Annotated in this window: 23 protein-coding genes; 9 read left to right on the plus strand and 14 right to left on the minus strand. The window is 61.8% G+C overall.

Annotated features, from left to right (window positions below):
- Positions 1–85: 85 nt before the first annotated feature.
- Positions 86–1,162: a 3-deoxy-7-phosphoheptulonate synthase gene (locus ACKJSM_RS07915; RefSeq protein WP_011335309.1), complete on the plus strand. Its 1,077-nt coding sequence runs from the start codon at positions 86–88 to the stop codon at positions 1,160–1,162.
- 68 nt (positions 1,163–1,230) lie between these two features.
- Here the strand turns inward: ACKJSM_RS07915 and ACKJSM_RS07920 are convergent, their stop codons facing one another.
- Positions 1,231–1,512 carry a GNAT family N-acetyltransferase gene (locus ACKJSM_RS07920; RefSeq protein ID WP_007955658.1) on the minus strand — a complete coding sequence of 94 codons (282 nt, stop codon included), beginning with the start codon at positions 1,510–1,512 and terminating at the stop codon, positions 1,231–1,233.
- A gap of 637 nt (positions 1,513–2,149) precedes the next feature.
- Between ACKJSM_RS07920 and oprI the strand changes: the two genes are divergently transcribed.
- On the plus strand, positions 2,150–2,401 hold the full coding sequence (oprI, locus tag ACKJSM_RS07925; RefSeq protein WP_025113130.1) for an outer membrane lipoprotei OprI: 252 nt from the start codon (positions 2,150–2,152) through the stop codon (positions 2,399–2,401).
- 123 nt (positions 2,402–2,524) lie between these two features.
- Here the strand turns inward: oprI and ACKJSM_RS07930 are convergent, their stop codons facing one another.
- The 3 genes from ACKJSM_RS07930 to ACKJSM_RS07940 form a co-directional block, all read right to left on the minus strand.
- Positions 2,525–3,496 (minus strand): L,D-transpeptidase family protein, encoded by a 972-nt coding sequence (locus ACKJSM_RS07930; RefSeq protein ID WP_236178052.1) that lies wholly within the window; start codon positions 3,494–3,496, stop codon positions 2,525–2,527.
- Between the two features lie 109 nt (positions 3,497–3,605).
- Positions 3,606–3,899: a hypothetical protein gene (locus ACKJSM_RS07935; RefSeq protein ID WP_003226812.1), complete on the minus strand. Its 294-nt coding sequence runs from the start codon at positions 3,897–3,899 to the stop codon at positions 3,606–3,608.
- Between the two features lie 57 nt (positions 3,900–3,956).
- Positions 3,957–4,562: an arylesterase gene (locus tag ACKJSM_RS07940; RefSeq protein WP_192561918.1), complete on the minus strand. Its 606-nt coding sequence runs from the start codon at positions 4,560–4,562 to the stop codon at positions 3,957–3,959.
- A gap of 10 nt (positions 4,563–4,572) precedes the next feature.
- Between ACKJSM_RS07940 and ACKJSM_RS07945 the strand changes: the two genes are divergently transcribed.
- From ACKJSM_RS07945 to greB, 3 genes are read left to right on the plus strand one after another with little or no spacing between them, the layout of a single operon-like run.
- Positions 4,573–5,256 (plus strand): ABC transporter ATP-binding protein, encoded by a 684-nt coding sequence (locus ACKJSM_RS07945; RefSeq protein WP_236178051.1) that lies wholly within the window; start codon positions 4,573–4,575, stop codon positions 5,254–5,256.
- On the plus strand, positions 5,256–7,760 hold the full coding sequence (locus ACKJSM_RS07950) for an ABC transporter permease (protein ID WP_410237170.1): 2,505 nt from the start codon (positions 5,256–5,258) through the stop codon (positions 7,758–7,760). Before ACKJSM_RS07945 ends, ACKJSM_RS07950 begins: the two co-directional genes overlap by 1 nt.
- Before the next feature lie 34 nt (positions 7,761–7,794).
- Positions 7,795–8,292 (plus strand): transcription elongation factor GreB, encoded by a 498-nt coding sequence (gene greB, locus ACKJSM_RS07955; RefSeq protein WP_236178049.1) that lies wholly within the window; start codon positions 7,795–7,797, stop codon positions 8,290–8,292.
- A gap of 3 nt (positions 8,293–8,295) precedes the next feature.
- On the opposite strand, the gene ACKJSM_RS07960 is transcribed toward greB, so the two are convergent.
- From ACKJSM_RS07960 to ACKJSM_RS07970, 3 genes are all read right to left on the minus strand, one after another.
- Complete coding sequence (locus ACKJSM_RS07960; protein WP_011335317.1) at positions 8,296–8,604, minus strand: hypothetical protein; 309 nt, start codon at positions 8,602–8,604, stop codon at positions 8,296–8,298.
- Positions 8,605–8,854: 250 nt separating this feature from the next.
- Complete coding sequence (locus ACKJSM_RS07965) at positions 8,855–9,289, minus strand: DoxX family protein (protein ID WP_236178048.1); 435 nt, start codon at positions 9,287–9,289, stop codon at positions 8,855–8,857.
- Between the two features lie 107 nt (positions 9,290–9,396).
- On the minus strand, positions 9,397–10,818 hold the full coding sequence (locus ACKJSM_RS07970) for a transglycosylase SLT domain-containing protein (RefSeq protein ID WP_410237171.1): 1,422 nt from the start codon (positions 10,816–10,818) through the stop codon (positions 9,397–9,399).
- A 236-nt stretch (positions 10,819–11,054) separates the two neighbouring features.
- On the opposite strand from ACKJSM_RS07970, the gene ACKJSM_RS07975 reads away from it, so the two are divergent.
- From ACKJSM_RS07975 to ACKJSM_RS07985, 3 genes are all read left to right on the plus strand, one after another.
- Complete coding sequence (locus ACKJSM_RS07975; protein WP_410237172.1) at positions 11,055–11,861, plus strand: TatD family hydrolase; 807 nt, start codon at positions 11,055–11,057, stop codon at positions 11,859–11,861.
- Between the two features lie 108 nt (positions 11,862–11,969).
- Positions 11,970–13,451, plus strand: coding sequence for a methyl-accepting chemotaxis protein (locus ACKJSM_RS07980; protein ID WP_410237173.1), 1,482 nt, complete (start codon positions 11,970–11,972; stop codon positions 13,449–13,451).
- A gap of 120 nt (positions 13,452–13,571) precedes the next feature.
- Entirely contained in the window at positions 13,572–13,937 is a 366-nt protein-coding gene (locus tag ACKJSM_RS07985; protein ID WP_039770492.1) for an Mpo1-like protein, read from the plus strand.
- A 1-nt stretch (position 13,938) separates the two neighbouring features.
- Here ACKJSM_RS07985 and ACKJSM_RS07990 read toward each other — a convergent pair whose 3' ends face one another.
- The 3 genes from ACKJSM_RS07990 to ACKJSM_RS08000 all read right to left on the minus strand — a co-directional run bounded on the left by ACKJSM_RS07990 (position 13,939) and on the right by ACKJSM_RS08000 (position 15,978).
- The gene (locus ACKJSM_RS07990) at positions 13,939–14,733 is read right to left on the minus strand and encodes a thioesterase family protein (RefSeq protein ID WP_339487279.1); all 795 of its coding nucleotides are present in this window, start codon (positions 14,731–14,733) and stop codon (positions 13,939–13,941) included.
- 121 nt (positions 14,734–14,854) lie between these two features.
- Complete coding sequence (locus ACKJSM_RS07995; RefSeq protein ID WP_410237174.1) at positions 14,855–15,622, minus strand: CHAD domain-containing protein; 768 nt, start codon at positions 15,620–15,622, stop codon at positions 14,855–14,857.
- A 77-nt stretch (positions 15,623–15,699) separates the two neighbouring features.
- Positions 15,700–15,978 carry a hypothetical protein gene (locus tag ACKJSM_RS08000; protein WP_011335323.1) on the minus strand — a complete coding sequence of 93 codons (279 nt, stop codon included), beginning with the start codon at positions 15,976–15,978 and terminating at the stop codon, positions 15,700–15,702.
- Between the two features lie 217 nt (positions 15,979–16,195).
- Here ACKJSM_RS08000 and ACKJSM_RS08005 point away from each other — a divergent pair, with 217 nt between their 5' ends.
- Complete coding sequence (locus ACKJSM_RS08005; RefSeq protein ID WP_410237175.1) at positions 16,196–17,233, plus strand: patatin-like phospholipase family protein; 1,038 nt, start codon at positions 16,196–16,198, stop codon at positions 17,231–17,233.
- A 79-nt stretch (positions 17,234–17,312) separates the two neighbouring features.
- Here the strand turns inward: ACKJSM_RS08005 and ACKJSM_RS08010 are convergent, their stop codons facing one another.
- From ACKJSM_RS08010 to kdpC, 4 genes are all read right to left on the minus strand, one after another.
- A complete protein-coding gene (locus ACKJSM_RS08010; RefSeq protein ID WP_410237176.1) occupies positions 17,313–17,903 on the minus strand; it encodes an Ig-like domain-containing protein in 591 nt (196 codons plus the stop codon).
- Positions 17,904–18,095: 192 nt separating this feature from the next.
- The gene (locus ACKJSM_RS08015; RefSeq protein ID WP_410237177.1) at positions 18,096–18,785 is read right to left on the minus strand and encodes a response regulator; all 690 of its coding nucleotides are present in this window, start codon (positions 18,783–18,785) and stop codon (positions 18,096–18,098) included.
- 48 nt (positions 18,786–18,833) lie between these two features.
- The gene (locus ACKJSM_RS08020; protein WP_410237178.1) at positions 18,834–21,485 is read right to left on the minus strand and encodes a DUF4118 domain-containing protein; all 2,652 of its coding nucleotides are present in this window, start codon (positions 21,483–21,485) and stop codon (positions 18,834–18,836) included.
- 34 nt (positions 21,486–21,519) lie between these two features.
- Positions 21,520–22,065, minus strand: a complete 546-nt coding sequence (gene kdpC, locus ACKJSM_RS08025; RefSeq protein ID WP_410237179.1) for a potassium-transporting ATPase subunit KdpC — start codon at positions 22,063–22,065, stop codon at positions 21,520–21,522.
- Positions 22,066–22,104: the final 39 nt, after the last annotated feature.

Raw genomic sequence — 22,104 nt, forward strand, 5'->3', positions numbered from 1 at the left:
TCGGCTCCCCGACGCGCTTAAATCTGCTGTGCTCCGCCGCGCGGGGATCGCTGGCGGCCGGCACCCGTGACCTGACGAGTAAACGATGGCTGATTTACCGATCAACGACCTAAACGTCGCCTCCAACGAGACCCTGATCACTCCCGATCAGCTCAAGCGTGATATTCCTCTGAGCGACGCTGCCCTGCGCACCGTCACCAAGGGTCGCGAAGTCATCCGCAACATTCTCGATGGCACTGACCATCGTCTGTTCGTGGTGATCGGCCCCTGCTCGATCCACGACATCAAGGCTGCCCACGAATATGCCGATCGCCTGAAGGTGCTGGCGGCAGAAGTCTCGGACACCCTGTATCTGGTCATGCGCGTGTATTTCGAAAAGCCACGGACCACCGTCGGCTGGAAAGGCCTGATCAACGACCCGTACCTGGATGACTCGTTCAAGATCCAGGACGGTCTGCACATCGGTCGCCAGTTGCTGCTGGATCTGGCCGAGAAAGGCCTGCCGACCGCGACCGAAGCCCTCGACCCGATTTCCCCGCAATATCTGCAGGACCTGATCAGCTGGTCGGCCATCGGCGCACGGACCACCGAATCCCAGACCCACCGTGAAATGGCTTCCGGCCTGTCCTCGGCGGTCGGCTTCAAGAACGGCACCGACGGCGGTCTGACCGTGGCGATCAACGCCTTGCAGTCGGTTTCCAGCCCGCACCGTTTCCTGGGCATCAACCAGGAAGGTGGCGTGTCGATCGTCACCACCAAGGGCAACGCCTACGGTCACGTGGTACTGCGCGGCGGCAACGGCAAGCCTAACTATGATTCGGTCAGCGTCGCCCTGTGCGAGCAGGCGCTGAACAAGGCCAAGATCAAGCCGAACATCATGGTCGACTGCAGCCACGCCAATTCCAACAAGGATCCGGCGCTGCAACCGCTGGTGATGGAGAACGTTGCCAACCAGATCCTCGAAGGCAACCAGTCGATCATCGGCCTGATGGTCGAAAGTCACCTGAACTGGGGCTGCCAGGCGATCCCGAAAGACCTCGCCGACCTGCAATACGGCGTGTCGATCACCGATGCCTGCATCGACTGGTCCGCAACCGAAAACACCTTGCGCAGCATGCACGCCAAGCTCAAGGATGTACTGCCGAAACGTCAGCGCGGCTGACAGCCGTTTCGCAGGCATAAAAAAACGCCGGGCATTGCCCGGCGTTTTTGTGTGTGCGGTGAGGTCAGTCAGATCTTGGCGGTGCGCCGCTGATGACGCTCCATGTAACGCTCCACGTAGGAGCACGACGGAATGACCGTGTAGCCCATTTCATCGGCGTATTGCAGCGCCCGTTCGGTCAGGGCTGCCGCGATGCCTCGGCCACGCAAGGCGTTGGGCACGAAGGTGCGGTAGATATCCAGGGTCTGTTTCCCCAGATCCATATAGGTCAGGTAGGCACGATGACCGTCCACATTGGTCTCGAACTGATGACCAGCCTGGTCATGGTGGATGGACAACGCCTCGCTCATCACTACTCCTCGCGGGTCTCGAATTCTGACCCCTACCTTACCGATGTTTTCCCGGCGAAGGAACATCTACGCCACCCCGTGCCTGACGGACACCGAGAAGAACTGCACCGATCTCGCGCAACCCGAGCACGTATCAAATAGTAGGCACCATTGGCAAAAATGCTCAAGGTACACTCGTCATCATGCAGAGTGACAAGGCAGTTCCGGTGGACTCAGGGCCGGTTCGGGAGACGATCTTCCCGAGCCGAAAGGCTGAACATCGCCGGATGTTGAGACTTAAGACGAGCCCCCCGTTTTAAAGTCACCTCAACATGGACAAAGATATGCGAGGTGCTGCGCAAATTCGCAACAAAAGTGTGGACGAATCCATATAGACAGACTTTGACCACTGCCTGCAAAACAACGCACGGCAACGGGAACTTTTTCTCATCAACTCGCTCATCTCGCGGCTTACAACTGAACATTTTTTATACAGCGCAGTTAAAAGTTGCTCGAAAAAGAATCAACGCCTACAATTTTTTTTGCTTCTTGCCTCACGTCAGTTTACTTACTACAAGTAATGGGTAGTATGTACGCCGGCTATTTCCTCAATCGGAGGAGACAGCCACTTAATTGAAAGTCCTTGAAGGGGAACACGATGAACAACGTTCTGAAATTCTCTGCTCTGGCTCTGGCCGCAGTTCTGGCTACCGGTTGCAGCAGCGCATCGAAAGAAACCGAAGCACGTCTGACCGCTACTGAAGACGCAGCTGCTCGCGCCCAGGCTCGTGCAGACGAAGCTTACCGTAAAGCTGATGAAGCGCTGGCTGCTGCTCAAAAAGCACAACAGACTGCTGACGAAGCTAACGAGCGTGCTCTGCGCATGCTGGACAAAGCTAGCCGCAAGTAATAATCCTTCGGGATTGTTATCAAGCCGACCCATTTTTTGGGTCGGCTTTTTTGTGCCCGAGGCTTTCTTCGGGCAACAAAAAACCCGCCGTTGCACAAGCATCGGCGGGTTCTGTCTCTCAGCTTATTGCTGCAGATCGATCAGCGTGTTCGAAACGATCGGCGGCGACGTATTCGGTGCACCGATTTCGGTTGGCAGGCCATCCTCAGCCGCGACCACATCACGCACCAAATCCCAGTTCACACGCAGATTGTTGGTGATGTCTTCACGCTTGAGCATCGCATTGATCACGGACGTATGCTTGTCGACCACCGACGGGTTGCCCTTGTCGTCAATCGGTGTGTGCGCTTCCAGATAGACCTTGCCGCCACTGCGACCGAACTTGTACGCATCGTTGATGATCCGCACCGACGTCCCCACTGGCACCATGCTGGCCATTTCCAGCACGTTGTTGTTGAACATGCGGAAGCAACCGTGGCTGGTGCGCATGCCGATGCCGAACTTCTTGTTCGAACCGTGGATCAGGTAGCCTGGCGTACCCAGGGTGAACTTGAACGGGCCCAGCGGATTGTCAGGACCGGCCGGCACCACGTTCGGCAATGGATCGCCATCGGCGGCGTGTTCAGCCTTGATGGAGGCTGGCGGAGTCCAGGTCGGATTCGGCGTCTTGGCAGTGATCGTGGTATGGGCGATCGGCGAACCCCAGCCCTCACGACCAATCCCCAGCGGGAAGGTGTACACCACGTTCCGGCCTTTCGGGTAGTAGTAGAGGCGGTATTCGGCCAGGTTGATCACAATGCCTTCACGCGGACCCGGCGGCAGGATGAAGCGGGTCGGCAAGACCACCTCGGTACCGGCACCCGGCAACCAGGCATCGACGCCCGGGTTGGCCGCGACCATTTCCGAATAGCCCAGATCGTTGGCGGTGCCCAGATCGGCAAAGGTGTCTTCGTACTTGGCCTTGATCACCTGTACCTGGCCGATGATGTCCTCACCGGGTGGTGGCAAGGGAAACTCCAGTGCGGCAACGGGACCGGCCACACACAGGGCGGCAAGAGACAGGCAGCGGGTGACGGCAGGAAAACGCGGCAACATCCGGAGAATCCTTCGCAAGATCGACAAGGGTATAAGAGCGCGATTGTACACCGCGCCCAGGGAATTCGGGGAGATGCGCCGATGGACCGCGATATCGGCAAAAAAGGGCTCAGAGCTCGAAACGCAGCTCAGGCCAGATCGGCGAGGTGCCACGCTTCTGCGATTCGAGGATCGCCCGGCACAGCGAGCACAGGCGCTGATCCTGAAACACCCGGCGATCCACGCTCGACCAGCGCGGTTGCGCCGGCAGCAGACTGCCGCACAGGGTTCGATCCGCCGATCCGCCGAGCTCCAGCTGACGGGTCACCAGATGCACCCGCACTTCCTGGCAGGCGAACAGATCCAGCTGTTCGTCAGGCTCGATCAGTTGGTAGGCGAACAGGGACCAGGCAGGACGCGGCATCGGGGGCTCCAAATAAGGGGGCGCCACATTAGCCGAAAGCCTGCCGCTAGAAAAGCCTCATAGCAGCGGTTTTAGCGTCGGCCAGACATTTTCCAGCAACTTGCCCTGAGCCCCGGCCGCCGGGTGCAGACCGTCGGCCTGCATCAGGTCGGGATGCCCGCCCACACCTTCAAGGAAAAACGGCACCAACGGGATTTTTTTCTCCTCGGCGAGTTTGCCATAGACCTCGGCAAAGGCATCGGTGTAGCGCTTGCCGTAGTTGGGTGGCAATTGCATGCCGAGCAACAGCACCTTGGCACCGCTCTGGCGGGAGCTGTCGATCATCGAAGCAAGATTTTGTTGCAATTGCGTCGGCGGCATTCCACGCAGGCCATCGTTGCCGCCCAATTCGAGGATCACCAGTTCCGGCTTGTGCTCTGCAAGCAGCGCCGGCAGCCGCGCCTGGCCTCCGGCGCTGGTGTCGCCACTGATGGACGCATTGACCACCTTATCGTCAAAACCTTCGGTCTTGAGCCGCTGTTCGAGCAACGACACCCACCCCAACCGGGTATCCAGCCCGAAACCGGCGCTGATACTATCGCCAACGATCAGGACTGTACCCGCCGCTGCGTTCTGGGCCATGCACATCAAGGCCAGGCCAGCACTCAAAAACCACACACGCATCGGATTCTCCATGGGCGCAAGCATTCTCACCGCGAAGAACCTTAGCAAAGTGGTTCCCAGCGCGGAAGGTGAACTGACCATCCTGCACGAACTCAGCCTGGAACTGAACAAGGGCGACAGCCTGGCGATCGTCGGTGCCTCCGGTTCCGGCAAGTCCACCCTGCTAGGCCTGCTCGCCGGCCTTGATCTGCCAAGCAGCGGCGAAGTAACCCTTGCCGGGCAAGCCCTGAGCCAGCTCGACGAAGACCAGCGCGCGCGCATTCGAGCCGAACACGTGGGTTTCGTCTTTCAATCGTTTCAGTTGCTCGACAGTCTGAACGCGCTGGAAAACGTCATGCTGCCGCTGGAACTCGACGGCCGCAAAGACGCCCGAAGCCGCGCCACTGAGTTACTGCAACGGGTCGGCCTCGGCCAGCGCCTGACTCACTCGCCACGCCAGCTTTCCGGTGGCGAACAACAGCGCGTCGCGATTGCCCGGGCCTTCGCCGCCGAACCGGATGTGCTGTTCGCCGACGAACCCACCGGCAACCTCGACAGCCACACCGGCGAGCGCATCAGCGACTTGCTGTTCGAATTGAACAAGGAACGCGGCACCACCCTGGTGCTGGTGACCCACGACGAACGCCTGGCCCATCGTTGCCGGCGCCTGATCCGTCTTGAAGCCGGCCTGCTGGTCGCCCCTCTGGAGCCTTGATGGCACGTCTGCCGCTGTTGCGTCTGTTCAGTCTCGCCCTGCGTCAACTGCTGCGCGATGCCCGTGCCGGTGAACTGCGGGTGCTGTTTTTCGCCTTGGTGGTGGCGGTCGCGGCGAGTACCGCCATCGGCTATTTCGGCGCCCGCCTCAACGGCGCAATGATGCTGCGCGCCACCGAGTTTCTCGGTGCCGACCTGTCGCTCGAAGGCAGCTCGCCGGCCCGTCCGGAACAAATCAGGAGCGGCACCGAACTGCGCCTGGATCATGCGCAGGTGGTGGAATTTTCCAGCGTCATCGCCACGGACAACGGCATTCAGCTCTCCAGCATCAAAGCGGTCGACCGCGCCTATCCGTTGCGCGGCGAACTGAAAAGCGCTCCCGCCCCTTACGCGACAGAGGAAGCCGGAGGCGAGCCGCAGCCCGGTGAAGCCTGGGTCGAAGCGCGTCTGCTGACGGCACTGGACCTGAAGATCGGCGACAGCATTGATGTCGGCATGAAGACATTGAAACTGACGCGAGTGCTGACTTACGAACCGGATCGTGCCGGCAACTTTTACAGCCTCACGCCACGAGTGCTGATCAACCTCGATGACCTCGCCGCGACCGGCGTGGTGCAACCCGGCAGCCGGGTGAGCTACCGCGAACTGTGGCGCGGTGAGCCGCAAGCGCTGGAAACCTATCGCCAACTGATCAAACCGGGCCTCGCCGCCAATCAGCGGATTCAGGATGCCCGCGATGGCAATCGGCAGATTGGTGGCGCACTGGGCAAGGCCGAACGTTATCTGAACATGGCCAGTCTGGTCGCCGTGCTTCTGGCCGGGGTGGCGGTGGCGTTGTCGGCCAACCGCTTCGCCAGTCGCCGCTTCGATGCCAGCGCCCTGCTGCGTTGCCTGGGTCTGTCGCGCCGGGAAACCCTGGTGCTGTTCAGTCTGCAGTTGACGGTGCTCGGCCTGCTCGCCAGCCTCGGCGGCGCCCTGCTCGGCTGGCTCGCGCAATTGGGCTTGTTCGCGCTGCTGCATGATCTGCTGCCGAACGACGTACCGCCAGGTGGCTTGCTGCCGGCGCTGGCCGGGATCGGCACCGGACTGGTGGCACTGGCCGGTTTCGCCCTGCCACCGCTCGCCGCACTGGGCCGGGTGCCGCCGCTGCGGGTATTGCGCCGGGACATGCTGCCGATTCCATCGAGTACCTGGATGGTTTACGGCGCAGCACTCGGTGCGCTCGGGCTGATCATGTGGCGTCTGAGTCTGGACCTGCTGCTGACGTTCGCCCTGCTCGGCGGCGGTGTGGTCGCCGCGCTGGTGCTCGGCGGCTTGCTGCTGTTACTGCTGCAGAGCCTGCGTCGCCTGCTCGCGCGCGCGTCCCTGCCGTGGCGTCTGGGACTGGGTCAGTTGTTGCGCCATCCCCTGGCAGCCGCCGGCCAGTCACTGGCCTTCGGGCTGATCCTGCTGTCCATGGCGTTGATCGCCTTGCTACGCGGCGAACTGCTCGACACCTGGCAGAACCAGCTGCCGAAAAACGCACCCAACTATTTCGCCCTGAACATCCTGCCGGCGGACAAACAGGCCTTTACCGATCACCTGATCAATGTCTCGGCCCAGGCCGCACCGTTGTACCCGGTGGTGCCTGGGCGGCTGATCAGCATCAATGGCGAAGCGGTGCAGCAGATTGTCAGCAAGGATTCGGCCGGCGACCGCGCCATCCAGCGCGACCTGAGCCTGACCTGGGCTGCCGACCTGCCGGCGGGCAACAAGATCACCGCCGGTTCGTGGTGGACCGGCCAACCCTCGGATGACGTTCCGGGCGTTTCGGTGGAAGGCAAGGTGGCCGAAAGCCTGAAGCTCAAACTGGGCGATCACATGGTGTTCAGCGTGGGCGGGGTCAATCGCGAAGCGAAGGTCACCAGCCTGCGGGAGATCAACTGGGACAACTTCCAGCCTAACTTCTTCATGATCTTCCAGCCCGGCACCCTGAAGGATCTGCCGGCGACCTACCTGACCAGCTTCTATCTGGCGCCCGGTCACGATCAGCAGATTGTCGAGCTGTCGCGGACATTCCCGGCGGTGACCATCCTGCAGGTCGAAGCCTTGCTCGAACAGCTGCGCAGCATCCTCGCCCAGGTCACCCTGGCGGTGGAATATGTGTTGTTGTTTGTGTTGGCGGCGGGGATGGCGGTGCTGTTTTCCGGGTTGCAGGCAACGCTGGATGAGCGCATTCGCCAGGGGGCGCTGTTGCGTGCGCTGGGGGCCGAGCGGCAGTTGCTGATCAAGGCGCGCCGAATCGAGTTCGGTTTGCTCGGTGCGGTCAGTGGATTGCTCGCGGCGATCGGGTCGGAAGTGGTGAGCCTGGTGCTGTATCGCTTCGCCTTCGACCTGCCGTGGCATCCCCATCCGTGGTTGCTGCTGTTGCCATTGATCGGCGCAGCGCTGATCGGTGGCGCCGGCGTCTTCGGCACGCGGCGCGCACTGAACGCCAGTCCGCTGACAGTGTTGCGCGAGGGTTGATAGACTCAAGCCGTCCTAATCAAAAGAAGTAGCCATGAGCCGTTATCGCCCTCCCCGCACCGCCGGCACCGCGCTGATCACCCCCGAAGGTGAAGCGCGCATGCGTGCCGAATTCCATGAGCTGTGGCATGTGCGCCGCCCGCAAGTGACGCAATCGGTCAGCGAGGCAGCGGCTCAGGGTGATCGTTCGGAAAATGCCGAGTACACCTACGGCAAGAAAATGCTGCGCGAAATCGACAGCCGCGTGCGCTTTCTCACCAAACGCCTTGAAGCGTTGAAAGTGGTCAGCGAAAAACCGAGTGATCCGAACAAGGTCTACTTCGGCGCCTGGGTGACTATTGAAGATGAAGAAGGCAAACAGTCGCGCTATCGCATCGTCGGCCCGGACGAACTGGATCTGAAACTGGGCCTGATCAGCATCGACTCGCCACTGGCCCGCGCCCTGATCGGCAAGGCGCTGGATGCTGAAGTGCGGGTACAGACGCCCACCGGCGAACAGTTCGTCTACATCGTGGCGATCGAATATCCCTGACGCTCAGCGCCGGGTGATCAGGCCCTGGCGTGCGACGCGGGTCAGTTGGCGAATCATTTCCGGCGCCTCTTCACGGCTCGGGGCCTGAATGACGGCCAGATCGAAACTGTCATCGGCAAAACGCGCCAGCGACTCACCGTCTTCGACAAACTGGATCAGGAATGCGGCAGGACCGCCGCTGCGACGTGGCCAGCCATCGAGATAACGCAACAGCGTCGGCTGATGTTTGCCGCCAAGCAGGATTTTCGGATTGCGCTGAGTGATATGTGCCGTGATCGGCGCGGGACGTGCTGGAGGGCGTAGTGCATTCATCGTGTCGTGTCTCTGCCTCAAAAGTCTGCATGGCAGGTGAGAGGCAACACCGAACCAGCGCTTTAGCGGTATTTCGAAGCCCTGTTCCGGCTTCTGACGGCAACTGAAGAATAGTCACCTGGCGCCCCGCAAGTAGCTGTTTAAATCGGCGCATGAGCGGCATCCTAGAGAACGTGACCGGCCAGTGTCAAGAATCGGCCGCAACAAAAAAGGCCCGCACAATGCGGGCCTTTTGCTTGAGCCAGAGCCTTCAACCGGCGATGGCGCGATCCACCGAGAGCTTGCCGGCACCTTCGATCAGCACCGCGAGGCTGCCGCCAAGCAGGGCCAGTGCAAACTCGTAACCGTTGTTGGCCATGAACAGACCGTTGCTGATGTGCACGGTGAAGATGGCCACCAGCGACAGGAAGGTCAGACCCAATGCAGCCGGGCGAACCAGCAGGCCGATGATCAGCGCCAGACCGGCGAAGAACTCGGTACCGCCCGCCAGAGTGGCCATGAGGTAACCCGGAGTCAGGCCAATGCTTTCCATGTATTGCGCGGTACCCGCCAGGCCATAGCCACCGAACAGGCCGAAGAGTTTCTGCGAGCCGTGTGCGGCGAAGATCACACCGACGACAATGCGCAGGATGGTCAGACCGTAGCCGGCGCGGGTGAACAGAACCTTGTTGATCAGAGAGCTCATGTTGCGTTTCCTTGTTGTCAGAAGTGCTTGTTGGTTGGTCGCCATATTAATCAGTTAATTTCATGTTAAAAGCGCAAAAATTCCGCCATAACAATCAATTTATTAGATCATTTGCGTGAGACAACTTTCTGTCCCCGGGGCTCCAACGACTCCCGCTCCCGGTCGAACGCCAAGTAATACTTGTTCACGCTATTAACATAGCTGACGGCCCCCATTCCCACCTGCTCCATGGCAATGCGCTCGACCTGGAAGAACCACTGGTTGGGATTCAGACCGCGCCGTCGCGCTTCGGCACGCATCCCCTGCACCCGCTCCGGGCCGATGTTGTACGCCGCAAGAGTGAACGCCATGCGCTCGCGCTCGTTGAGTTTCGGGCTGTTGAAGAACTTGCGGCGGATCATCGCCAGGTACTTGGCCCCGGCCTGCACATTCGCATCGAGATTCTGGATATTGTTGACGCCAACCCGCTGTGCGGCGGACGGGGTGATCTGCATCAGCCCGGTCGGGCCCTTGCCGCTGCGCGCGCTGGGCTGCAGCGCCGATTCCTTGAAAGCCAGCGCCGCCAGGTTGAGCCAGTCCATGTTTTGCGCTTCGGCGTGTTTCTGCAGGGTCGGACGCAGTTTTTCCAGACGCTGGCGATCAGCCTTGGCCAACGGATAGTGAACTTGATAAAGCCGGCGGTAGATCCGCAGAAAGGCCGCATCTTCGTTCGCCGGCTTCTTGTAGCCGGTCAGGAAGCGGTCGATGCTCGCCCGCAACATCGAGGCATCACGGCGCACGAACCAGTATTCCTCGCCCGGTTCGCTGATCATCACCTGCCGGTCGAAACGCAGCTTGGGCAGGATCTTGCCCCAACGCTCGGCAATCGGTTGCTCGACGATGGTCAGGTGGAAAATCCCGCCCTGGACCATCTCCAGTACATCCTCGACCGCGAGAGTCGGATCGACCCATTCAATCTTGATCGGCGCCAGTTTGTGCAATGCCAGTTTCTGGTTGAGCTGACTGACCGCCTCCCCCGCCGCACTGCCGGTGGGCAACGCCAGGGTTTTGCCGGCGAGTTGCTCGACCCTGGTGTAGCGTTTCTCGCCCTTGATGCCGACCAGCAGCAACGGCACGTTGCTGGCAATCGGCTCACTACTGGCGACCGCGTGGCCCGGTTGCAACTCGAGCAGTTCGCCCGGCGCAACAAGGTCGCCCTCGCCACGCTGCAGCGCGCCGAGCAATTGATCCTTGGCTTTGGGGATGATCTTGAGGGTGATTTCCTGGCCGTCGCGGGCGTGGCCGTTGAGGTATTGTTCGAAGGCGCGCAGACGGTGGTATTCGATGCCGATGGCCTGACCCTGGACTTCGCCGGAGCTGTTGCGGCTCTGGTTGACCAGCACCCGCAGGACACGGCTGCTGCGGATCTCGGTCAGGTCGCGAACCTTGGCCGCCGGCACAGCTTGCAGCGGTCCGGGCAACCGCGCGACCGCGGTCATCGGCAACAGCAGCGAACCACACAGCAGGAGCAAAACCGAGGGACGAACCATCCACTCTCCGGAAAGAATACGGGGTGTTTTTACCGCTGAGCGGCCGTAAAACACCGACGAAAACAGAGCGCCTGGAGCGCTGATAAAGTGCGAGAGACTGGCACAGTGATGGCAACTCTGCCAGCCCGGCCTGTCTCGCGGCCTCAACAGACAGCCATAAGCCGTTGTAGTTCTTGGCTTTTCTTATAAATCTACAGCTCTGATATGCTTTCCGGCCTTCGGCCCGAGGTAGCACCATGCAACTCATCGATATCGGCGTCAACCTGACCAACCCCAGTTTCGCCGACAAACACCAGGCCGTGCTCGACCGCGCCTACGCTGCCGGGGTCTGCCAACTGGTACTGACCGGCACCAGTGTCGAGGGCAGCGAACAGGCGCTGGAACTGTGCCAGCAACTGGATCCGGACGGCCAGCGACTGTTCGCCACCGCCGGCATTCACCCGCATTCGGCCAGCGACTGGAACGCCGATAGCGCGCGGCGTCTGCGCAGCCTGCTGCAGGAATCGAACGTGGTAGCGGTGGGCGAATGCGGGCTGGACTTCAACCGCGATTTCTCGCCGCGTCCGCAGCAGGAAAAAGTCCTCGAAGAGCATCTGGCGCTGGCCGTCGAGCTGCAATTGCCGGTGTTCCTCCACGAGCGTGATGCGAGCCAGCGTCTGCTGGAAATCCTCCGCGACTTCCGTGATCAGTTGCCCGCCGCCGTGGTGCACTGCTTCACCGGTGAGCAGAAAGCGTTGTTCAGTTACCTCGATCTGGACTTGCACATCGGCATCACCGGCTGGATCTGCGACGAGCGTCGCGGCACCCATTTGCACCCGCTGGTGAAGGAAATCAAGCGCGGTCGCCTGATGCTGGAAAGCGATGCACCGTACCTGCTGCCGCGCACACTGCGGCCAAAACCGAAAAACGGGCGCAACGAGCCGGCGTATCTCACTGAAGTGTTGCGTGAAGTCGCATTGCATCGAGGCGAAACCGAGGCAGACCTGGCCGCCCACACTACCGCCTGCGCACGGGCGTTCTACGGTCTACCTAACCTGCCCTGAAAGAGGCAGATGCATCACTTGTTGATGCACATCAAGAACCGGGCATCTGGGTAGCGGCACAATAATGGCACCTTGCCAAAACTGTTTCCGCTATCAGAGAAGACCTCCATGGGTGCCTGGCTTAGCAATATTTCGCTGAAATACAAATTCTGGGCGGTCAACGCGGTCGCTTTTGTCACCACTTTGTTGCTGGTGCTGTACGCCGTGCAGCTCGAACAACAGGCCCGCAGCCACGCCGCGCAAACCTCGGCCCAGGCCCAGGCGCAATTGCTCAAGGCCTGGCCGACCGGGCAAGCGCTGCCCAAATCCGATCAGGTGCTGACCTTCAAACGCGGTGACGCACCGCGCCTCAACGATCAGCCGCTGCTGGAGATGACCGACAGCAACGGCTGGATCGAGATCAGTCACTTGCCATTGTTCGGCGAAAACCCGCTGCTCGGCGCCGAGGTATTCAGCCGTGCCGATGGCCAGCAGGTCGCCGTGATCGCCTACGCCCCCAGCCTCAGCCAGGTATTTCGCGAGCGCTTCGCCAACTATGCGGTGGCGGTGTTCATCCTGATGCTGGCGATGCTCGGTGCCTCACAGTTGCTGATCCGCTTCCTGCTCAGTCAGCTCAACACCCTCAAGGACGTGATGCTGCACGTGGAGAAAACCGGCGACCTCGCCGCCCGGGTGCCGCTGGCCTGCAAGGATGAAGTCGGGCAGATGGCCAACGCGTTCAATGCAATGCAGGCTGGTTATCAGCGCGTGGTGACCACCGTGGCCAACACTGCGCGGCAACTGGACGTCGGTGCCGCGCGACTGGCATCGAGCATGAACGAGGTGCGTCACGGCATGCTCGGCCAGCAGAGCGAAACCGATCAGGCCGCCACGGCGATCAACGAAATGACCGCCACCGTCTACCACATCGCCCAGCACGCCGGCGCGACACGCGACCTGTCGCAGACCGCCGACGGCCTGGCCGGCAGCGGTCAGCAAGTGGTGACCCGCGTCCAGCATTCGATTGCCGGCCTGTCCAGCGGCGTGCAGCAGACTGCCGAGATGATCCAGCGCCTGGCCGAGGACAGCCAGAAGATCAACGGCGTGGTCAGCGTGATTCACAGCATCGCCGAGCAGACCAATCTGCTGGCACTCAACGCCGCCATCGAAGCGGCCCGTGCCGGGGAAATGGGTCGCGGGTTCGCGGTGGTCGCCGATGAGGTGCGTAACCTCGCCAAACGCGTGCAGACCTCCACCGATGAAATCACCACCATGGTGTCGGCGTTGCAGGCCGGGACCCGCGATGCGGTGGACTTCATGCAAGAAAGTTCGTACAAGGCCGACGACTGTGTGCAGCAGGCGCAAGAGGCCGGTGAAGCGCTGGCGGAAATCACCGGGGCGGTGGCGCAGATGCGCGAAAGCAACACGCAGATTGCGGTGGCGGCGGAACAACAGAGCCAGGTCGCCGAAGAGATGAACCGTGCAGTGGTGAGCATTCGCGATGTGACCGAAAACACCGTGCAGCAGACCGTGGATTCGGCGACCACCAGCAACGACTTGGCGAAACTGGCCGGGGAGCTGAACCAGGCGATCGGTCAGCTCAAGCTCTAGGGGTCAACATCAGAAATGGCCATTGTCCCTATCACTTCAATAGCCAACCTTGATTCGCCGCCCCGGCTGCCCGGGCCTATTCTTCAACCATGTACCGAGCATGGATCGAGGAGCAGCAACATGGGCAAACGTCACCCCAACCTTCCCGCGTGGCAATGGCGCGCGTACCCGAACAACCATCAGCACCCGACCAATCTGGTGCTGCACCTGATTGCCGTACCGCTGTTCATTGTTGCGTTTCTGTTGATCGTCTCGGGTGTGTTCAGCCTGAGTCTGGCCAGCGTGGCGATCGGCGTGATCGGCATCATCGCGGCGCTGGGTCTGCAGCGTCATGGTCACAGCCTGGAGGCGCAAGCCTCCGAGCCGTTCAGTGATCGCAAGGATGCCGTCTCGCGCCTGTTGGTCGAGCAGTTTCTGACCTTTCCGCGGTTCTTCCTCAGTGGCGGCTGGTATCGCGCCTGGCGTGAACGCCATCGCCGGCATTGAGTCAGGCGAAGATCGTTACCGTCTGCCGACTCATGGCAATCAGTTCGCCCTTCGCGCTCCACAGCTTGGCGGCGACATGGCCGTAACCGTCAGTCGCATACTCGATGTCCGCCAGATACTGGCACCAGTCCAGCGTGCTCACATCCCGTAACGGCTGAACGAATTCGATGGTCCAGGTCAGCGTGCTGCCCGGCGCCGGTTTCTTCAGGTACGGCAACAGCGCGGGTGGCCAGGCATCGACCAGCGCCAGCAGGTGCGCTTCGTTGACCGGCTCTTCCTTCACATCGCCACGCAAACGCACCCAGCCGCCCATCAGCCGCGATTGATTGCCGGTGAACGGCATGCCGCCGACACTCCAGCGCATCGCCAGATGACGCATGAACTCGGGGGTTACGCCTTTGATATACGGCAGCTCCTGGCAGTCTTCCCAGTGCTTCATCTCCGGCGCCGGATAGGCTTCAACCGCCACTTCCGACGGCCGCGAAGCCCCGAAACTGCCTTGCACCATCGTCACCACCTGACCGTTCTGCACCGCACGCCCCAGCACCTGGCTGACCGCCTTGCCTTCGCGAAGTACCTCGACCTCGAAGCTCACCGGCACTTCGGGCTCGACCGGGCCGACAAAAGTGATGGCCAGCGAACGCACCGGTCGATCGGCCGGCACCCTGGTGCGCATCACTTCAAATTGGAGGGCGGCAACCAAGCCGCCAAAACTGGCTCGGCCCTGCCCCCACTCCGCCGGAATCGTGACCTCCGGTTGACGACGGACAGCATCGATCAGATCGCAAAAGCGCATGGAAACCTCGGACACGAAAAAGGGAATGACCGGATCTTAACCAGCGCGGCAGAGCGGCGCAGCGTCCATTCCGGTCAAAGAGACTGACAGATAAGACAGCAGTGCTGCGCGCCAACGGGTTTCAGGATTTGAAGCAGGTCGCGTCGAGTTTTTCCAGCACCCGGTCAGCCTTGCTTTCGGCCTGGATCATGGTCGCCTGCCAGGTGGCGACGCAGGGTTGAAGATCCGGTTCCTGCTCGGCGCGGGCCAGCCATTGCCAGCAATCGTGCCAGTCACCGAGTGCGCCTTGTGCGGATTTCAGACGGGGCAACGCAGCTTCGGGCAGACGATCGAGTTCCGGATAAGCCTCGATGCCGTAGCGCACGCGCTTGATCAGCAAACGCAGGCGATGGCGGTCGTGGGCCGGGTCGTGCAGCGCCACGTCGAGGTTTTTCCATTGTTTGCCCAGACGTTTTTCGATGCGTTTATCCAGGCGCTTGAGCAACCCCTGGCGCTGGGACGCACGCAGAAAACGTGGAAAGGCATCGAGGATCATCAGCAGCGACGCCACTTCGGCGCTGGCCGCCAAGGCCGGATAAGCCTCGGCCATCTGCGCCATGCGCCGTTGCGCGGCTTCGGGCTGATCATGCTTGATCAGCCAGGCCGCCAGCACCTCGCGGTCGCGCCACGGCGTGGTCAGTTGCCCGACGCTGGCCGCCGCGCTTTCCAGTTGCTCTACACCCGGCAAGCCGCGCAACGGTCGCAGCAGACTGCGCAAGCGCCGTACGGTGGTGCGCAGGTCGTGCAGTGCTTCAGGGTCGGTTCGAGCGGTCAAACGGGCCTGACAGGCCAGCAGCCGTACTTCCAGGCTCAGGACATGGGCCACCAGCCGATCAACCAACGCAGACATTACTTGCTCCTGAATTCAATGACGCTGCATGAGTGTGCGCCAGCGCGAGCGACCTGCCCTTGCGCCACGTCAGCAGCTTAGCGCCCCGCGCGGGATTCGCGAATATAGAAACGCGCCTTCTCGGCTTTCCTGGTGCAGCCTTCGAATCCTTCGAATTGCTGCTGGGTCTTGGCCGCCGTCAACAGCGACAGCGCCTTGGAATAGCTGACGGTGCCGGCAAACCCTTCGGCCTTGGCCAGATCCAGTTCATGCCACGCCGCGTCGAGCTGGCTGCCGCAGCTGTCGCGGTAAGCGGTCTTGCCGGCGCAACCGGCCAATGCCAGGGCCATCAACGGCACACAGATCCAGGCTTTCATCACTCACACCTCGAAGATAGGTCAACAGTCGTGCAGGTAAGACGGTGCGCCAGCGAAAAAGTGCCTTGGGCCCCGCGATTACAGCGCACGGCAAAAGATAACGCCGACAGGTCAGGAAGTATCGAAAAAACGACGCCATCGCCGCCCCGAGCGACCCCGGCGATTGAAGCCCGGCACTCGATGGGTGCATTGTGGAACCTTGTCGGGAGGAAGTTGGATGAAAAAGCGTGTCGCACTGGTGCTGGGCTCGGGTGGCGCCCGGGGTTATGCCCATATCGGGGTCATCGAAGAGATCGAACGACGGGGCTATGACATCAGTTGTATTGCCGGCTGTTCAATGGGGGCCGTGGTCGGCGGAATCTACGCCGCCGGCAAGCTCGACGAATACCGCAACTGGATCGAAAGCCTGGACTACCTCGACGTGCTGCGCCTGGTGGACGTCAGCTTTCGCCTCGGCGCGATCCGTGGCGAGAAAGTCTTCGGTCAGATCCGCAAGATCGTCGGCGAGATCAACATCGAAGACCTGCGCATTCCCTACACGGCGGTGGCCGCCGACCTCACCAACCAGCAGGAGATCTGGTTTCAGGAGGGCTGCCTGCATCAGGCCATGCGCGCCTCGGCGGCGATTCCCAGCCTGTTCACCCCGGTGATGCAGGGCAACCGAATGCTGGTGGACGGCGGCATTCTCAACCCATTGCCGATCGTGCCGGTGGTGTCGAGCCATTGCGACCTGATCATCGCGGTCAACCTCAACTCAACCAACCAGCGCCATTACAAATTGCCGGTGATCCAGCGGCCCGCCGCGTTCCGTACGCGCTTTGACAGCCTGATCAATTCGCTCGGTTCGAAGATGCCGTTCCGCCGCAAACAGGCCGAGCAATTGCTGTTGCTGGAGCAGGAAGCGCTGCGTGCCGAAGCCGCAGACATCAATCCGTGGGTCGAAAGCGCCGAGCCGGAAGCCCAGCAACCGGCCGCCGCGCCTGAACGCGATGGCGCACCGAAGTCCGCCACCGGATCGTTCATCGTCGATAACGTCGGGCCTGCTTCATTGCTCGACCTGATCAACCAGAGTTTCGAGGTGATGCAGACCTCGCTGGCGCAGTACAAGATCGCCGGCTACCCACCGGACGTGTTGATCAACGTGCCGAAACGGGTATGCCGGTTCTTCGAGTTCTATAAGGCGCCGGAACTGATCGCGCTGGGCCGAGAGATTGCCCGGGATACCCTCGACCGCTATGAGAGCGAACAGAACTGAGTCGGCGTGAAGGCCACGAGAACAGCTGCGCGGCGGTTATCCGCTCCCGGAGCAAGCCGCGTTGCTCGCAGGCAAGTCTCTACAGGTTTCGACCCAAAGCGACGAATACATGCCCACTGTCGTTGGTCTGCTCGTCCCCGTTCGCCATGTCCTTGGTGTAGTAATTGATTCCGGTCCCCAGTGGCGGTGGAGGTGGAGGCTCGGGCGTCTCCGCCGAACCCGTCGTCGACCAGAACTGTCCGCCCCCCAATGGCCACACGTGACCAAAGCGCTGATGGAGAACCGTTAAATCTTCGAGGGTAGCCAACCTCACTCGCTCCCGGTTCGCGTCCTGAATCAAGGCGCTCAATCGGCCTGGACCGAAGGTAAAGAAACGATATCCATTGGGGATGATCAAGCGGTAACTTTTGGACTGACCACCAGCTTCGGTAACTGTTACCAAGACTTCGCCAGCAGTTAACGCAGTGACAGTGCCTTGATCATCAACGCAAGCGATTCGGGAATTGCTTACCGTGTAGGTGTAAGGTTCTTTTCCGCCCCGGGGTTGGCGCTGATAAAGGGTGTCGGGAGAAGCGGCTGGCATCAAACCGGAATGCGCCTGCAACGAATGAGCTATTCCCGAGATCGAGACATCGGATTCGTCCATTTCAAATTTTTTATCAGTGTCCATAAGTACTCCGGTGCGATATGCCCGCCAGGTTGATCGAACAAATAACCGAGCCACTGGCCCTGATCATTTGAAAGAAGAACCTACCGCTGACAACTCACCTATCGCACCTGACAGAACTGACAGTCACGATGAACGGTATCCCGGTGAAGAGTGCCCGGATCCCATCAGACTTTTGTGAATGGTCGATGGAACCTACTGATCCAATAGCCGATACCCCACCCCCGCCTCGGTCACGATGAACCGGGGCCTGGTCGGATCGTCCGCCAGTTTCTGCCGCAGATGACCGACCACGATCCGCAGGTAGTGGCTGTCCTCGGTGTGGGTCGGGCCCCAAATGTCCTTGAGCAATTGCTGCTGGGTGATCACCCGCCCCGGATGCCGCGCCAGTTGCGCCAGCACTGCATATTCCTTGCGGGTCAGGGCGACTTCAACGCCGTCGAGCAGCACCCGGCGATAGGCCAGATCCACGGTCAGCGGGCCGAAATTCAACGCGGCCTGCTGCGCTTCGCCGGCGGGTGCCTGGCGCAGCAAGGCGCGCACCCGGGCGAGAAACTCCTGAATGCCGAACGGCTTGGTCACGTAGTCATTGGCGCCGCCATCCAGCGCCTGGACTTTCTGCCCTTCGCTCGCGCGTACCGACAACACCAGCACCGGCGCCGTGGCCCATTCGCGAAACTCGCGCAGCACTTGCTGGCCGTCCATGTCCGGCAGGCCAAGGTCGAGCACCAGCAGATCCGGTTTGTTCAGCGCCGCCTGGGCCAGGCCCTCGGCGCCGGTGCCGGCCTCGAGCACCTTGTAGCCCTGAGAAGCGAGGCTGATACGCAGGAACTTGCGGATCTGCGGTTCGTCATCGATGACCAAAATGGTCGCGGTCTGGCTCATGAATTCACATCAACACAAAAGAGTGGCAAGAGAGTAGCGCAGTGCGGATCAGGCTTCACCGTCCATCCCCGGTTGCGTCTGCAACGGCAGGTGCAGGGTGATGCAGGTGCCGCGTCCGTCGATGCCGTCGCCGACGCTGATTCGCCCGCCGTGGGCGCCGACCATGCCCTGACAGATCGCCAGCCCCAGCCCCGTGCCCTGCCCGCCCCGATCACCTCGGGCAGCGGTGTAGAACATATCGAAAATCTTCGCCCGCTCATCGACCGGAATCCCCGGCCCTTCATCGCTGACCGAGAAAAACACTTCGCTGTCATCCGCCCCGGCGCGCAATTGCAGACGGCCGTGGAACGGCGAGAAGCGTGCGGCGTTTTCCAGCACGTTCACCAGCGCCTGCTCGATCAACGCGGCATGCACGTACAACAGCGGCAACTCGGCCGGTACATCGGTGCTCACTTGCAGCGACGACAACACCGCCCGCAGACGATTGAGCGCGCTGCCGACGATGTCCGCCGGCGACACCCAGTCCCGCGCCAGCTTCAGGGCGCCGTGGCCGAGACGGGTCATGTCCAGCAGGTTCTGGATGTAGCGATCGAGACGTTCGGCTTCGTCGCGGGTGCCTTCGAGCAGCTCGCGACGATCCGCCAGCGGAATCGCTTCGCCGAGCGCCAGCAGGCTGTCGATGCTGCCGCGCATCGAAGTCAGCGGCGTGCGCAAATCGTGGGACACCGAAGCCAGCAAGGCACTGCGCAGCTGTTCGGTTTCGCCGTGCAGGCGCGCAGCTTCCAGGTCATCGGCCAGTTGTGCCCGGGCCAATGCTTGAGCCAGGGGCTGACTCAACGCGGTCAGCAACCGACGGCGTTGGCCGCTCAATGTCTGACCCTCTTTGGCACACACACCGAGCAGCGCCAATGGCCCGTCCTCCACTGACAGCGGCCACCACCACCAGCGCCCGAACGGCAACGTGCCGGTGCCCATGCCCGCCGGTTGATCGTGTTGCCAGGCCCAGTCGGCGGCGGCGCGTTCGGATTCGGTGAACTGCAAAGGCCCGCCGGTCTCGACTTTCCAGCCGCCCTGCCCGTCGCGATTAAGCAGGCACAGTTGCAGATCGCTCCAGCCATTGAGGTGCTGCGCGGCGGCGCTGACCACGGCCTGACGGTCGGTGGCGGCGGTGAGTTTGCGCGACAGATCCAGCAACTCGGTGGTCTCTTCCTGGGTATCGCGCAGCGCCTGCAATTGCCGACGCTGGCGCGCCGCGAGATTGCCGGTGAGCGCCGCCATCAGCAGGAAGAACAGCAACGTCAGCACGTCTTCTTCGCGCTGGATGCTGAAGGAGAAATTCGGTGGGATGAACAGAAAGTCGTAGGTCAGAAACGACAACGCCGCACAGGCCAGCGCCGGGCCGAGACTGCTGCGCACGGCCACCAGCAGCACCGCCGCCAGAAACACCAGCGAGATGTTCGGCAACGGCAGCACGCTGGACACCGCCCATGCCAGTGCACTGGCCAACACCGTGGCGACCAGCGCCAGCGCATAGTCGAACCACACCAGCGTCGGTGCTGAACGCGGGCGCGGTTGATGCTGTTCCTGATCACTGTCCAGCACGTTGATTTCCAGGCCATGGGCCTGACGCAACAAACGCGCCGCCAGTCCACCGCCAAACAGACGCCTGCGCAGGCGCGGCCGCGACTGGCCGACCAGCACCAGACTTGCCCGGCGTTCAGCCGCATGCTGAATCAGGGTTTTCGCCACTTCGCCGGCCCGCAGCAACACCACCTCGCCACCGAGGCGTTCGGCCAGTTGCTGGGCACTTTGCAGGCGCAGGCGCGATGGCTCGTCCCGCACGCTGCCGTTGTCGACGTGCACCAGACTCCACGGCAAATGCCGGCGCTGGGCGACCCGACTGGCGTGACGCACCAGCCGTTCGGCCTGGGCATCGCCATCGACCCCGACCAGCAAGCGACCGCGCACTGCCGGTGCGGCCTGGCCGAGTTGGCGATAGCCCTGAGCGAGATCGTTATCGACCTGCGCGGCAGCGGTCTGCATCGCCAGTTCGCGCAGCGCGGTGAGGTTGGTCTGGGTGAAAAATGCATCGATCGCGGCGCGTGCCTGCTCCGGCACGTAGACCTTGCCTTCGCGCAGGCGCTCGAGCAGTTCCCGGGGCGGCAGGTCGATCAGCAGCAGTTCGTAGGCCTCCTGCAACACCCAGTCCGGCAAGGTTTCGCGCACCTGCACACCGGTAATGCCGCGCACCTGATCGTTGAGGCTTTCCAGGTGCTGGACGTTGACCGTGGTGTACACGTCGATGCCGGCGGCGAGCAGCTCCTGAATGTCCTGCCAGCGTTTGGCGTGGCGGCTGCCGGGGGCGTTGCTATGGGCGAGTTCGTCGACCAGCACCAGTTTCGGCTTGGCGGCGAGCAGGCCGTCGAGGTCCATTTCTTCAAGCGTCACACCGCGGTATTGCGAGCGCACCAGCGGCAATTGCGGCAGGCCGCCAAGCAGCGCTTCGGTTTCAGCGCGGCCGTGGGTTTCAACCACCCCGGCGATGACTTTCACGCCCTGACGCAGTTGGCTGTGAGCGGCCTGCAACATCGCGTAGGTCTTGCCCACGCCCGGCGCTGCGCCGAGAAAAACCTTGAGCCGGCCGCGTCCGTCGCGGGGCAGTTCTGCTAACAGCGCGTCGGCGCGGCCGGAGTCACTCATGCTTGAAGCTCTCTCTTCCTGGTGTCATCGCGATTCATAGCTTTTCCAGCGCCATGTTCAGCTCCAGCACATTCACCACCGGCGGGCCCACCAGCGGCTGTTCGACGTGCGCGTCGAGCAGTTGCTGCAAGGTCGCCACCGGCACATTACGCGCTGCCGCGACACGCGCCAGTTGATAGGCAATCGCCGCCGGTGGCAAGTGCGGATCGAGGCCACTGCCGGAGGTGGTCAACAACGCCAGCGGCACCGGGCCCTGACCGGGCACCTGCAACTTGTTGGCGTCATCGATCACCCGAGTGGCCAGCGCCGGATTGCTCGGCGACAGGTTGCTCGCACTGCTCGACACGGTGGCGAAGGCACCGGCTGATGGACGTGGATGGAACCAGGCATCGCCGACAAAATCCTGAGCAATCAACGACGAGCCGCGCACCTTGCCTTCGGCGTCGCGCACCAGACTGCCGTTGGCCTGCTCGGGGAAGGCAACTTGCGCGACGCCCGTAACTACCAGCGGATAGGCAACGCCGGTGACCAGGGTCATCAGCACCAGCAGGCTCAGGGCCGGACGTAACAGTGTGGACATCTCAAAATCCTCGAATTCGTGCTTGAAGCGGTGTACCGG

Origin of the sequence: Pseudomonas sp. PHC1 (assembly GCF_046487845.1) — a bacterium.
Classification (GTDB): domain Bacteria; phylum Pseudomonadota; class Gammaproteobacteria; order Pseudomonadales; family Pseudomonadaceae; genus Aquipseudomonas; species Aquipseudomonas sputi.

Bases quoted from the DNA above. Each gene is read 5' to 3' on its own strand.
- ACKJSM_RS07915 (WP_011335309.1), top strand. From the start codon at position 86: ATGGCTGATTTACCGATCAACGACCTAAACGTCGCCTCCAACGAGACC.
- ACKJSM_RS07920 (WP_007955658.1), bottom strand. From the start codon at position 1,512: ATGAGCGAGGCGTTGTCCATCCACCATGACCAGGCTGGTCATCAGTTC.
- oprI (WP_025113130.1), top strand. From the start codon at position 2,150: ATGAACAACGTTCTGAAATTCTCTGCTCTGGCTCTGGCCGCAGTTCTG.
- ACKJSM_RS07930 (WP_236178052.1), bottom strand. From the start codon at position 3,496: ATGTTGCCGCGTTTTCCTGCCGTCACCCGCTGCCTGTCTCTTGCCGCC.
- ACKJSM_RS07935 (WP_003226812.1), bottom strand. From the start codon at position 3,899: ATGCCGCGTCCTGCCTGGTCCCTGTTCGCCTACCAACTGATCGAGCCT.
- ACKJSM_RS07940 (WP_192561918.1), bottom strand. From the start codon at position 4,562: ATGCGTGTGTGGTTTTTGAGTGCTGGCCTGGCCTTGATGTGCATGGCC.
- ACKJSM_RS07945 (WP_236178051.1), top strand. From the start codon at position 4,573: ATGGGCGCAAGCATTCTCACCGCGAAGAACCTTAGCAAAGTGGTTCCC.
- ACKJSM_RS07950 (WP_410237170.1), top strand. From the start codon at position 5,256: ATGGCACGTCTGCCGCTGTTGCGTCTGTTCAGTCTCGCCCTGCGTCAA.
- greB (WP_236178049.1), top strand. From the start codon at position 7,795: ATGAGCCGTTATCGCCCTCCCCGCACCGCCGGCACCGCGCTGATCACC.
- ACKJSM_RS07960 (WP_011335317.1), bottom strand. From the start codon at position 8,604: ATGAATGCACTACGCCCTCCAGCACGTCCCGCGCCGATCACGGCACAT.
- ACKJSM_RS07965 (WP_236178048.1), bottom strand. From the start codon at position 9,289: ATGAGCTCTCTGATCAACAAGGTTCTGTTCACCCGCGCCGGCTACGGT.
- ACKJSM_RS07970 (WP_410237171.1), bottom strand. From the start codon at position 10,818: ATGGTTCGTCCCTCGGTTTTGCTCCTGCTGTGTGGTTCGCTGCTGTTG.
- ACKJSM_RS07975 (WP_410237172.1), top strand. From the start codon at position 11,055: ATGCAACTCATCGATATCGGCGTCAACCTGACCAACCCCAGTTTCGCC.
- ACKJSM_RS07980 (WP_410237173.1), top strand. From the start codon at position 11,970: ATGGGTGCCTGGCTTAGCAATATTTCGCTGAAATACAAATTCTGGGCG.
- ACKJSM_RS07985 (WP_039770492.1), top strand. From the start codon at position 13,572: ATGGGCAAACGTCACCCCAACCTTCCCGCGTGGCAATGGCGCGCGTAC.
- ACKJSM_RS07990 (WP_339487279.1), bottom strand. From the start codon at position 14,733: ATGCGCTTTTGCGATCTGATCGATGCTGTCCGTCGTCAACCGGAGGTC.
- ACKJSM_RS07995 (WP_410237174.1), bottom strand. From the start codon at position 15,622: ATGTCTGCGTTGGTTGATCGGCTGGTGGCCCATGTCCTGAGCCTGGAA.
- ACKJSM_RS08000 (WP_011335323.1), bottom strand. From the start codon at position 15,978: ATGAAAGCCTGGATCTGTGTGCCGTTGATGGCCCTGGCATTGGCCGGT.
- ACKJSM_RS08005 (WP_410237175.1), top strand. From the start codon at position 16,196: ATGAAAAAGCGTGTCGCACTGGTGCTGGGCTCGGGTGGCGCCCGGGGT.
- ACKJSM_RS08010 (WP_410237176.1), bottom strand. From the start codon at position 17,903: ATGGACACTGATAAAAAATTTGAAATGGACGAATCCGATGTCTCGATC.
- ACKJSM_RS08015 (WP_410237177.1), bottom strand. From the start codon at position 18,785: ATGAGCCAGACCGCGACCATTTTGGTCATCGATGACGAACCGCAGATC.
- ACKJSM_RS08020 (WP_410237178.1), bottom strand. From the start codon at position 21,485: ATGAGTGACTCCGGCCGCGCCGACGCGCTGTTAGCAGAACTGCCCCGC.
- kdpC (WP_410237179.1), bottom strand. From the start codon at position 22,065: ATGTCCACACTGTTACGTCCGGCCCTGAGCCTGCTGGTGCTGATGACC.